General features: G+C 30.8%; 9 protein-coding genes. 2 read left to right on the plus strand and 7 right to left on the minus strand.

Features of this window, described 5'->3' with window-relative positions; translation table 11 throughout:
• Positions 1-201: 201 nt before the first annotated feature.
• The 3 genes from JL193_RS01900 to JL193_RS01910 form a co-directional block, all read right to left on the minus strand.
• Entirely contained in the window at positions 202-657 is a 456-nt protein-coding gene (locus JL193_RS01900; protein WP_207972225.1) for a DoxX family membrane protein, read from the minus strand.
• A 110-nt stretch (positions 658-767) separates the two neighbouring features.
• Positions 768-1,958, minus strand: a complete 1,191-nt coding sequence (locus JL193_RS01905) for a serine hydrolase domain-containing protein (protein ID WP_207972226.1) — start codon at positions 1,956-1,958, stop codon at positions 768-770.
• Between the two features lie 96 nt (positions 1,959-2,054).
• A complete protein-coding gene (locus JL193_RS01910) occupies positions 2,055-2,972 on the minus strand; it encodes a helix-turn-helix domain-containing protein (RefSeq protein WP_207972227.1) in 918 nt (305 codons plus the stop codon).
• A gap of 419 nt (positions 2,973-3,391) precedes the next feature.
• Between JL193_RS01910 and JL193_RS01915 the strand changes: the two genes are divergently transcribed.
• Positions 3,392-5,722, plus strand: a complete 2,331-nt coding sequence (locus JL193_RS01915) for a patatin-like phospholipase family protein (protein WP_207972228.1) — start codon at positions 3,392-3,394, stop codon at positions 5,720-5,722.
• Between the two features lie 74 nt (positions 5,723-5,796).
• On the opposite strand, the gene JL193_RS01920 is transcribed toward JL193_RS01915, so the two are convergent.
• Positions 5,797-7,566 carry a DUF4091 domain-containing protein gene (locus JL193_RS01920; RefSeq protein WP_207972229.1) on the minus strand — a complete coding sequence of 590 codons (1,770 nt, stop codon included), beginning with the start codon at positions 7,564-7,566 and terminating at the stop codon, positions 5,797-5,799.
• Between the two features lie 206 nt (positions 7,567-7,772).
• Between JL193_RS01920 and JL193_RS01925 the strand changes: the two genes are divergently transcribed.
• A complete protein-coding gene (locus JL193_RS01925; protein WP_207972230.1) occupies positions 7,773-8,384 on the plus strand; it encodes a DEAD/DEAH box helicase in 612 nt (203 codons plus the stop codon).
• Between the two features lie 348 nt (positions 8,385-8,732).
• Here the strand turns inward: JL193_RS01925 and JL193_RS01930 are convergent, their stop codons facing one another.
• The 3 genes from JL193_RS01930 to JL193_RS17340 form a co-directional block, all read right to left on the minus strand.
• Entirely contained in the window at positions 8,733-10,961 is a 2,229-nt protein-coding gene (locus tag JL193_RS01930; RefSeq protein WP_207972231.1) for a TonB-dependent receptor, read from the minus strand.
• 27 nt (positions 10,962-10,988) lie between these two features.
• Entirely contained in the window at positions 10,989-12,284 is a 1,296-nt protein-coding gene (locus JL193_RS01935) for a tetratricopeptide repeat protein (RefSeq protein WP_207972232.1), read from the minus strand.
• Positions 12,285-12,386: 102 nt separating this feature from the next.
• Complete coding sequence (locus JL193_RS17340) at positions 12,387-12,944, minus strand: DUF4331 family protein (RefSeq protein WP_207972233.1); 558 nt, start codon at positions 12,942-12,944, stop codon at positions 12,387-12,389.
• Positions 12,945-12,967: the final 23 nt, after the last annotated feature.

The raw sequence follows: 12,967 nt of genomic DNA on the forward strand, positions 1-12,967 counted from the left end.
AAATTTAATAAATAATTTTAGCATTGCAATGACTATGATATTATTTTGTAGCGCCTCATTAATTGCTTGATATCTAAAACTCACTAAAAACGGCTACGGATTAGACATTAAAAATTGTATAAACTTATCATTGGTCATTTCATACAATGTAAACTTCCCCTAAAATTCGAACTGATTGAAAAGAGAAAAATGACCTTGATTTTAATAGCTGTTTGATTCTTCTCTTTTTAACTGTTTAGGTTTTTTAAGAAGAGGTAAATAATACCTGTAATGCCATACCATTAAAAAAATATTACCTAAAACCATTAAACTGGTAATTATAGGTGTACCACGCATATTCAAAGCGATAGATAGTAACCAAATGTTTATAGTTACTGGCATCATTAGGACAGGAGCTAATATTTTAAATCGATTAAAAAGCAGTAATACACCCACTAGTATTTGGAAGTAGCCAATAAAGTTCCAATAAAAACCAGTATCATACATTGCTTGAAAATAGGCTCCAACAGGATTTGATGCATCTAGAATCGTAAATTTTATCCCTGGTAATTTTCTAATACCAGACAAGATAAATCCTAAAGCCATTAGAATTCGTGTGACCCAATATAATAGAACGAATGGCTTTTTGCTTTTTAAATAATCTATAGCTTTTTCCATAAGGTGGTATATTTTTAAAAAGACGATTTAACAACATTTTTGTTACATGGTAATTTGGACAAAAACCCAACTTTTTATCTTTCTAAAAAAACTAAACCTATTAAATCTAACTATTGCGATTCAGATAGTTGCATTATTAATTCGACAAAATCCCTAAAAAAATCGGTTTGATAATTGAAGCCTTCATGGTCTGCACATCTTACTGCCACAATATTTTTTTGGGGAATAATTACTAAATAATTTCCTCTGTATCCATCAGCATAATAAGCAACAATTTCGTTGCTATAAATTCTTTTACTTGACTTTAAGTCTTTACCTAGATTATCATTTAAAGTGTTGCTCCAATCATCCCCAAATATTATTTTTAAATCACTAAATAAGTCATTTTTGTTTTCATAGAGTTTATTTTTTAAAGGCTTCATTTTTTTCAAAAATGCCTTATCAATATTGGCGTCTTTCCATGTTTTCCAGATTTCATCATCAATTATTCGCTTTTCAAAAGCAGGTTTTCGCCACCAGAGCAACCCAAATCTTGGGTCGAATTTTTGGCCTGCTTTAAACGATTCTTCAATCCATGATTCGCTAATTATCCGCTGGTTATTGTAAATTCCTTTATTTAAGAGTAATTCCCCGAACTTTACAAGGTCTGATGCTTTTATATAAAATGCACCATGTGTTGTTGGATTGCCATCATCATCCTGTACCCAATTATAGTTTGCTATCCCCATTGGTTTGTAGAATTCATCTACAAAAAAATAATCAAAACGTTTTCCTGATGCTTTTTCAACGATACCTCCTAATAAGGCAACGGCTTTGTTATTATAGTCAAATTTTTCTCCTGGCACACTCGAAAGCTCGGCAGAAAGTGCCAAATCAATAATATTTTTCACTTTGTAATTCGGTGCTGGTTCTAATTCGATACCTGCATTTTGATAATTTTGAATACCAGATGTATGGTTTAAGAGCATACGAATGGTGACATCCTTTTTCTTTCCCTGCTTCCATTCTGGAAACAACGTGTAAACGGGTTGGTCTAATGAATTTAATTGCTTGGTGTCTATAAGTTTCCCTATGGCCAGATTAACCAAAGACTTTCCAGCTGAAGCAATATAAATTGGTTTATTTTCTTTTTCGAAATAATCCTCATATATTGTTTTACCATCTTTTATTATAATAACAGCGTCAGAATGTGTTTCTTTTGCTTTTACTTTGATTTCATCTAAAATATTCTGATTAGCATTTTGAGAAAAAATACTATTAGAATTGACTATTAGAAATAAACTTAAAATAAGTGCGCGCATATGCCTTGGGGTTTTACTCTTTTCAAAACACAAATCTATTATCACTAATTATCTTTAAAGAATTTTAAACATTACAGAAGATACACTGTAATATATTTATTGACTTTTTAAATGTCTTAAATAGTCCTTTGGCGACTTTTTCTTTACTCTTTTGAAGATTCTATAAAACGACACATAACTTTTAAAACCACACTCGCTAACAATGTAATCTAATGAGTAATCTTTATGCTTACCACTATTTAATTTCTCAACAACAGCTTCGAGACGATACTCATTAACGTAATCATAGAAGTTTTTACCAAAACCTTTGTTTATAACCATAGAAAGCTTTGACCTGTTCCAACTAACCAAATTAGCCAATGTTTGCAAGTTCAAATCTTGTCTTAAGTAAGGTTTGCATTTCATCATAAAACCTGTGAGTTCGGATTTGATAGTATCTAAATTTTCATGTTCAACAACGCTGGTTTGCCTTTCTTCAATTCGTATTTCATTACTGTTTTCAAAAGTTTTTATGTTGGATATAGAAATCACTATAAAATGTGGAATTAAGGAAAAAATGATGAACAAAAATTTGTCTACAACTTTCGTATTAAAATCCAAATATTGTATAAGCAATGAAATTGGAATAATAATGATACAGACGCTTGCTAAAAAAATTAATTTATTCGAAAACAATTGTAACTCAATATCATTATTAGCTGATGTATTTAGCAAAAGAGCTTTATGTTCTTTATTGGCAATAAACGTTTTGATAGAATAATAAATAGAAAATAAGAGATACAACAGTACCAACCAAATCGGGTCGTTTATTCCATCCGCATGATACATGCTCAACTTATCATTGTCATTCATTAGAATGGTCGGGATAAATAAAATAAGCATTAATATCGGAAATACAAAATGCATAAACCAATACTTGGACTTTACATTCAACCGATTTTGAAAAACATAAACCAAAGGAAGAATAAAGAAGAATAAAGGGCTTGTTATAAATAGTAATTGAGGATAATCCATTTCCAGATTTGAAAACCGAATGATTCGTTCAACTAGAATTAATATGATGCAAAGCAGAAATACATTGACCCATAATGCATATTTACACTTATAATCACTACTATTTATAACTAAAAACACAATTGCAATAATAGCATTAATAATACCGCTAAATAGAATTAAAGAAGACCAATCAAAAGACACCATATTAATGTTAAGGTTTTAAAATCTAATGTAAGCATTTCTATTTAAATAACATTCACACAAATTATGCTTCTCACTTACATCGTCGTTTAAAAAGAGTTGCGTTAACTTATAAAAAGAAATTTTTTAAAGAAAACTTCGCAAATAAAAATGATGATTATTGCTTTTTCCAAAGACTAGCAATTGGTTTATAAAAAAATAACCTACACCAAAAAAACAATTCTCTATATTTGCATATGCTTAAATATTACACAGTTTTAATTGCTTTTTTACTCTCTTGCTCTACCCTTATTGCTCAAGATAAGAAACCTAAAGTAGCATTGGTTTTAAGTGGTGGTGGTGCAAAAGGAGTTGCGCACATTCCATTATTACAAAAAATGGATTCTCTTGGTATTGTTCCAGATTTAATTGTGGGCAATAGTATGGGAAGCATTGTAGGTGGTTTGTATGCAATGGGGTATTCTGGAAACGAAATTGCAGATTTAGCGAAGCACATAAAATGGAACAATTTAATTGGCGGAAGTCTTTCTTTAGATAACGTAAGTAACGAAGAAAAGAGTGAATTCAATCAATATTTAATTAGTGCAGCAATTGTTAAAGGTAAAGTTAAAATAAACCCGTTTATTTTAAGCGACCAAAACTTAAGAAATTTTTTAATTTCTGTTACCCATCCTGTTTATCATATTTCAGATTTCGATTCGCTTCCCATTCCTTTTCGTGCAATTGCAACCGATATTGTTGCAGGAAAAGAAGTGGTTTTAGATAGTGGTTCTTTGGCATTGGCAATGCGTTCTAGCATGTCTATCCCTGGCATTTTTTCTGCTGTGCCTTATAAAAACACCCTATTAATTGATGGTGGTGTTCTTAATAATTTTCCTACAGATGTTGCAAAAAGAATGGGGGCAGATTTTATTATTGGAAGCGATGTTGGTAATGGAATGTTACCTAAAGAACGCTTAGATAATTTACAATCTTTATTGTTTCAATCTGGTATGATTGCCAGTAACCTTAAAAACCCTGCAAATAGAAAATTGTGCGATATTTTACTTAGTCATGGAAAAAATATTACTTATGGGACTGGCGATTTCGGACAAATTTTAAACATTTACCAACAAGGGAAAATTGCTTTGTCTCAAGAACTTCCTAAATTAATTAAAATTTCTAAAAAACTTAAACAATTTAAACAAGCAACAAAAAGTTTGCCCAAAGAAAGAGATTCTATTACTTTAGATAATATTATATATAAAGGAATTTCTAAAGATCATTTAAACCATATTAAAGCACGAACAAACTTTAAAAAGGGTGCAAAACATACAAAATTAGATATTGTAAAAGGAATCAACACAGCTATGGGTACAGCTTTGTTTCAGCAAATTGAATATGGTCTTTTGGATAAAGAAAACAAAACAACACTTTATTTAAATGCTTCAGAAATTGCAAGCCATCAAATTAAAGGAGCTGTGCATTATAATAATGAATTAGGTGCTGGACTCATTTTAAATTACACAGGACGAAATTTAATAGGAAAATCTTCCCGATCTTTAATTACAATAGATTTGGCAAAGAACCCAAAAGTTAGATTGCAACATCAAAATATCTTCGGAAAAAATAAAAACTGGTGGATGCGAACGGAATTATATATCAATAATTACGTACAAGGTCTTTTTACAGATGGTTTTAGAACAGAAGATTATAAATATCGATTTCAGCAAGTAAAAAGTCACTTAAATCGAAACCTAAGCTCTTTAAAAAGTTATGTAGGCATAGGTATCGAATACGAAAACACAGTTTTAAAACCGCTAGTACCCTTAGAAGTTTCTTTTGAAGAAGGAGAGGGTATTAATAGATACAGATATCAAAATTATTTAGCCACCTTAAGATTTCATTACAATACCATAAACAAACAATATTTTGCAACTAAAGGTACTTCTATTGCTGTAAATTATAAAAGATCTTTAGATAATACCCTAAATATAGATTTTTTTTCGTCTGATAGTCCAGAGGATATTAATCTTAATGGTTCTCTTGCCAAGTATCATAAATTTTCTGTTTTAGCATCTAACAGATTTTCTGTTTCGCCAAAATCTACTCTTATAACAGGAATTACTGGAGGGTTTATTTTTGAAGATGCCCTAAAAGAAAACGAAAATTCTTTTGCAGATTACGGTGTGGGAACTTCCTTTTTCCTAGGCGGAAATGCGTCCATTGCCAGAGGTGGTAGCTTTATAGTTCCTGGGTTAAAAGATGGCGAAGTTTTAGCGAGCCAGTTTTTAAAAGCAGACGTTTCTTTTCAGTACGCACTTCAAAAAAAAATATTTATAACTCCACATATGGATCTTGTTATTTTTGGTAATGACACGTTTTCTAATTATTTACAAAACTTTACAAAAACCAGTTCTAACTGGAACAATATAAACATAAACCAAACAGGCCTTATCTTTTCTACAGGCCTTACAGCTTCTTACAATTCTATTTTAGGACCTATAAATATTGATGCTTCTTTTGTAAATGATATTAGTAGAATACGGTTTTTTGTTGGTATAGGGTATAGTTTTGTTGGGTTTTAAGTTTTTATAAAAATGTAACACACCTATAAAATAGATACAAATTTGTTTCTCGTGTAAAAACGGCATTTAAAAATCTATTTCTCTGCTAAATTGTTTAGCTTCTCTTTAGCATCTGCAAGCATTTGCTCTAAGTTATCTGGTTTTTCTGTAATATTGAATTTAGCAACGAGTTCATTTAGTTGTTTTAATTCGTTTTTCATTTCCTTTTGCTGAAATTCTTCTCTTAAAATTCTAATTTTTTCTGCATCTTCTATACCATCACGCAACGTTTCGAAACGAATAGAACTTCTATTACCAGGATACACTAAATAGGTATCTCCAGCTGGCCAAGCTCTAAATCTAGAATCTTGCAATGGATTTTCTACCCAACTATTGTATGCCCATCGTAAAAAACCATCAAAATCGGCAGCCATGGTGTACCATCCAATAAAAACGCCTTCTGCTGGTGGAGAAAAGGTAAATGTGTTTGGAAAACCATCTGAACAACAAACATAATGCGTGCTTACATAATTATTTTCTCTTCTTACGACCAAATCTTCTTTATCTACTGGACTTCCAAAAGCTAAAGACATGTCTTTTAATTCGTTAGGATATAATTTATAACTTTTATGGTTGTCTGCAAAAGAAACGCCAAATTCTGGAGCGTATTTATTTAATAATTTTAACATTTGCTTCATTTCTTTTGGTCCTCTTTCATCCATGGCAATTCTAGTAATTTTATTCCACCCTTTTTCTATTAAATGTGCTTTGAATTTGGTTAAAAACGGAATCCATAAATCTTCATATTCTTTGGATCCAGGAGCTGCTTTTATCTTAATTTCTTTGTTTTGGCTTTCATCAAAATAATAAAACTCGTTACCCCAAGGTACCATAGAGTAGCAACTAATTTGCTTTTTCACTCCTAAATCCATCATAAATTGCACCCAATTGTCAAAAACAGTAAAATCGTATTCCCATGAGCCATCAGCCATCTTTTTCCAAATTATCATAGCTTCAAACGGATCGTAGGTTTGACCTCCCCAAGGTCGTTTATTTAGAGAAACTGTAATTACTTTTTGCCCTGCATTGGCCAGTCTTTTCATTAAAGGTTCTAGTAAAGCCCAATGTTCTTTAGACCAAGGTTCTACGTGATGATATCTTGCAACTGCATAAGGATTTTGCCATAAATCTAAATGAAATTTCCAATCTTTTGATTTTGGCAATGTTTTATCGATTACTTTTAAATTAAGCGTAAATGTTTTACTTTTTTGTCCTTGAATATCTAAGGTAATTTTACTTTGATAAGTTGTTGCCTCCGAATTTTCAGGAACGTCTATTGTAACCCATATTGGTCTTGTTGCTTGTGCTTTTACAGCATAAGAATTTATGTTTTCAAAAGCATCTGCTGCTAAAGAAGATGCGAAATTTTCTGGTTTTCTATAGCCACAACCACCTGCAAATTCATCTGTAATTACATATTTTACAAAATGTGTATTCGCAATTGTCGATGGTAATGAAGCTCCTGAATTCGATTTAAAATCGGAAATATTCGCTCTTACATAATTAATGGAATCGTTACTCCAAAGTACCAATTGAACAGAAGTTCTTTCTCCTTTCCAAGCTGTTCCATTCCAAGAAGTTTGTGTTTTAATTTTTGGAATCACACTTTTTACAAAACGAATATCTGTAGAAGCAATGGAAGCTTGTAGGCCTTTAGAGACCGAAGACCAATCTTCTGAGCTTACTGGAGAAGGGTCTTGTGCTTCTTTATAAGTTTTACTTACAACAATTTCTTTTTCTTTTTGGCAACTGGTTATTCCTATTAAAAAAAGAAACACTGCTAAAACTAATTTATACATTTTCATTTTATTTTGCTTTATTCTAATTAAAACTACTGTTTTTTTGATTCTAAAAAATCTGTTTTCGAAACAAATTTAACAGTATAAATAAATTTTACCTAATAATTTACTTTTTATATTTTTTAGGTATAATTTATACCTCTTAAAAGTAAAATTTTAATTTAATTGTATCTTTGCCAGCGTTATTAAAGTAAATCATCATCATATTTTTTATGCCTTTTAAAAAATTACATCCACATTTAAAAGAAAAGTTAGCAGAATTTGAAATAGAAACCCCTACTCCATTTCAAAAATTGGCGATTCCTACCATTAAAAGTGGCGCGAATGTTTTTTGTACAGCACTAGAAAATAGTGGAAAAACAACAACTTTAATACTTACAACTTTAAACAAATTAAAATGTGAAGAAGTTGGTACAGCACCAAGAGCCATTGTTTTGGCAGAAAACAACGACAAAGCATTAAATTTATACGATGTGTTTTTAAAATACTCCAAATCTTCTTCTGTGCGTGTATATGTCGCAAATGAAAGAGAACATATCGATTTGTTAAAGTCAGAGATTTTCGAAGGTGTAGATGTTTTAATTGCTACTCCTAAAACCATGCACAAATTGCTACTATTAGAAGGTGTGAATACAACACAAGTTAAAATTTTTAGCATTGATGATGCCGATTTTCTTACTCAAAAAATATATTCGGCCGACGTTTTGTCCATTACACAGAGCATTTCTAAATGTCAGTTTGTAATGTATGCTCAAAAAATGAGCCCTGCTTTAAGGCGTTTTGAAGATTATTTTATGCCATTTGCAAAAATAGTTTCTGTTTAATTGTCTAATTTTTATTTTATTTCAATTTTTAAGGTTACCCATTAACTATAAAATTCGATGGTTTCCATCAAAAAACACCCCTGTTTTAAAATAAAAAATGCCTGCTACAATTAAGTAACAGACACTTCATCCAACTAAAATCAACCAAACAAACATGGTTAAATTTTAAGCATTCAAAAAGAATTTCTTAAAACCAACTATCCTGTAGCCAGAACCAAAGAGGTATTTTGTTGGTTGCATTTTTACCTAAAAGGTTAAAAAACAAAATGCTGTATTTAGATTTCCGTTTTTACAGGAATAACATTTTCAATGAAAACCCGAGTCAGATTATCGAGGAATTCTTTTCGATTAAAATCGGTACACAATAGATGCTTTTGCAAAAAAGGGTGTTCCTGGTGTAAAATGAATCTCTTCTACAGACGTCGTTTCGTTTTGTAATCGAGATTCGGTTGCAAACTGCGTTTCATTCCAATCTACATCGAAAATATTTTCAATAGCCAAACCTAAGGTAAGGTCTTTTATTATCTTGTAATTAATGTTAAAATCTGTAACAAAATAGCCATCTGCAACTATAGAATTATCTTCGTTTGCGGGCCTATCGTCTATGTATCTATAACGTAAACCTCCTGAAAAATTTCCTAAATTATTAAAAGACAAGCCGCCTGCCATTGTAAAATCGGGTGCTAAAGGAATGTAATCTTCTCCACTAACATTCTCTAAACTTCTTGCTTTTGTAAAAGTGGCATCTGTATCTAAATACAACCAGTCTGTAAATTGGTAACGAAGACCTAAATCCAATCCAAAACGTTCCGATTTTCCAGACGGTTCTACAATTCCAGCATCTCCAACATACACAAATTCTTCTTCTGAAAATAAATACCAAGCAGCAGTGTTTAGTACTAATTTTTTTGTGGGTTTCCAAATATTTCCAAAATCTAAACCATATGCTCGCGGCAAAACTTTATCTGCATTTTGCTGTAAAACAACTCTTGTGTCGTTAGAATGAAAACCAATTCCCGATTTTAAAAACCATTGTAAATTATCGTTCTGAGTGTATAAAAAGTTCAATTTCGGATTGATAATTGTCTTCGTTTTTGTTAATGTTTCGTATGTTGGGTTTAAAGCATCATTATAAAGAAATTTAAAATAATCTAAACGAACAGCTGGAGAGATTTTAAATTTTCCAATTTCAAATTCCGAATTAAAAAATGCGTACATATTTGTTTGTCTTACATCTCCTAATTGAATTCTTTCTAAAACTTCTTTTCTGTTTTTTGTTCTTGAAAGCTCTACATCGTTTATTAAATCGTAACGCAAACCTGCTCCTTTTGTAAATTTTGCTTCAAAATCTCCAAAATTTTTATTGGAAATTATTTGAGCATTGGCACCAAATACATCTCTATTTTCGAACTGCTTTATTTGATCGCCATTTACTGGATCTTCTAAAAAGAAAGTAAAATTAGAATACAATTCGAAAGTATATTTCGAATAAAAAACGTTGCTTTTTAAAATCGCTTCGTTCGATAATGTTTTGTTAAACTGAACATTAAAATTTGTTCTAGAAGTATTTCCACCTTCGGTGTCGTCAATCGCACCAAACCTTGTAATATTTCCGTTTGCAACTTCTCTTTCTGGAATTTGTCCGGAAGCATCCCAGCTACTTGTAAAATGAGAAGCCGTTAATGTTACTCTATCTTTTCCTTTTAAAAAAGCACTATATTTTCCAAAAATATTTAATCTATTAAAGTTTTGAGGCGATTCGAAAGGTCCATCTGTTGCAATATATTCTATGGCAACATAGGCATTTTTATCTTTTTTAGACTCTAAAAGGTTAAACATTCCTAAGGTTCTTTGCGAATTAAACTGCCCAGCTTCTAAAGAGATTATATTTTTAGCAATGGCGTTTTTAGTAGAGAAATCTACATAGCCTGCTGTGTTAAAATCACCTTTATTTGCATAATAGGGACCTTTACCAAAATTGATGTTTTTAATGGTTTCTGGAATTATAAAGTGTAAATCGCTATACCCTTGCCCGTGTGCATGAGACACCATATTTATGGGCATTCCGTCCACAGAAAGTGCTACATCTGTTCCATGATCTACATCGAAACCACGTAAAAATATTTGTTCTGCTTTTCCACCACCAGCATGTTGTCCAATAATTAAACCGGGTACTTTTCTAAGAATTTCTTGCGACGAATTTACAGGATTCACACTCAAATCTACCTTTGCAATGGTTTGCAAAGCATTTATTTCTTTTCTTAAAACCATTTCTTCTAGTTGAAAAACTTTGGTTTGTAACTGAATGCTAAAGTTTGTAAAATTCTCTTTTGTTAGTATTATTTCTTGTTTTTGAAATCCTAAAATTCCTATTTGAATTCTATTTCCAACAAATGTATTGTCTAAAGTAAAACGCCCATTTAAATCTGTATGTGTATGCGAATTGGAATTTACATTATATACGTAAGCGTTTTCGATAGGTTCGTTAAATGCATCTAAAACTTTGCCTTTTAATTGTTGACTAAAAGTATTGATGCAAAAAACAACCGAAAAAAATATGATTAATTGATTCTTCATTTTTAATTTTTTAATTTTTTTGCGAATTTATATACTTTTAAGTTCTTTTTCAATTAATGGGCCTAATTCGTAAACAGCTCCAAGTAATTCTTGTTTTATTTTTGAAGCCTCTTCTACTTTACCATTTGCTTTTAAAATATAAGCTGTATGTAACATTGCTTCTGGCTCGAAAGTTTTATGGATTACATAATTTTCTGATATTTCTAAAGCTTTTTCTTTTTCGCCATTTTTGTATAAAGACCATGCCAATAAATCGTAAGATTGTGCTGTAGGTCTTTCTTTAATTTCTTGTTGTGCAATTGTTAATGCTTTTACTTTGTTTTTGGCATCTTCTGCATATAACAAAATATCGTATTTATGATACATTGCACCATAATTTGTATCTTTTACTTTAGACAAATACAAGGCTATTTCTTCTTTTTTCGTTTTATTTTTACCCATAAATTCGGCAATTTCTGCTTTTAATAGATGATAATCTGGTGCTGCATGTTCTTTGGTTACAGATTCTAAAATTCGCAAAGCTTCCTCTGGATTTCTTTCGTAAGAATACACAATCCAAGCAATTCCTTTTTTTGCATAACTATTGTTCGAATTTAATTCTAAGGCTTTTAAATACGCATTGTAAGAATCTGTAATTCTACTTGCATGCCCATAATAATCTGCTAAATTTGTAAAGTTCCATTGAAGTAATTCTTTATTATTAGAAGATTTGGCAATCTCTAGAGATGCTTCTAAATATTCGATTGCTTTGTTTAAATTTCCAATATGATCGTTGTATTTAGATAGCCTAATTAGGTAATCGAAATCTTTAAAATTTCTAACTTTTGTTAAATATTTTTCTACTGTTTCTAAATTCCCTAATTCTAGGTTTACATCAATTAGCATATATTGTGTTGCTTGTAATTTCTCTCCATTTGTTGCTGCTTTTTTAAGCAATTCTAAAGCCTCTTTAAATCGATGTTGAGAAATATAATTTCTTGCCAAACTTCTTAAATAACCTGCATTATTATAATTCGTTTTTTCGTTTGCAAGAAGTAAGTTTTGTTCTGCTTCTTTTAAAGCCTTAATATTTCCTGTTAATTGAAAAATTGTAGAATTAGCAGTAGCCAATTTTGCATTGTAAGGGTATTGGTTGGGTGTTTCTTCTAGTTTGTTTTTCCAAAAATTATATTCTAAAGTACTGTTTTCTAAAGACACATTCTTTTCTACATTTAAGTAAGCATTATAATCTATTGGATTTGTAATCTTTTGGTTTGTTTTTTTATTGCAACTAATTGCTAATGAAAAAGTTACAAATAATAAAATTAGTTGGATATATTTCATTTTTTGTATTTTAATGGTTAAAAAAACTAGCACACATTCCCCCAAACATGTGCTAGTATGGAAGTTGAGAATTTTATTCTCGACTTTTATGTATTGCTACTTCTACCAAGGAGCAGCTAAATAAGGGAAACTTGTTAAGAAGTCTTTATCGTTTGCACTAACATTATCGTCAGATAAAGTAGGGTTTTCTGTAAAATCTTCGCCTCCAAAGATTAATAACAGTTCTACTGTAATTACATCGTCTGCCAAAGCTCTTCCTGTTAACACATTTGTACCGTCGTAAAAAGTTGTTTTACCATCTAAAGAAACATTTAAAACGTCGGTTGCTAATAATCCTGTAAAAGCTGCTGCATCTTGTCCTAAAGCATTTTTATCTCCAGTATTTGCAAAAGCAGGACTTAGTGCTTTTAAATTTGTTTCGAACATCGATTGGAATTTTGCACTTTGTTGAGAGGGTACTGTTACATTAAACTCATCTTTTTTATCGGCAGAAACAAATACTGTATTTACTGCTGGTCTTCCCATTTGATCTTTCTGCATATAAGTTCCAGAAAAATCTGGCACTAAAATTTGTGTATCATTATCGTCTTTGCTACAACCCACTAAAATTAAAGAGGTTACAACTATTGCTGCTGTGTATTTTATAAAATTAAATTTCATGATATTTTGTTTTTTTAGTTGTT

Origin of the sequence: Polaribacter batillariae, from assembly GCF_017498485.1 — a bacterium.
Lineage (GTDB): Bacteria > Bacteroidota > Bacteroidia > Flavobacteriales > Flavobacteriaceae > Polaribacter > Polaribacter batillariae.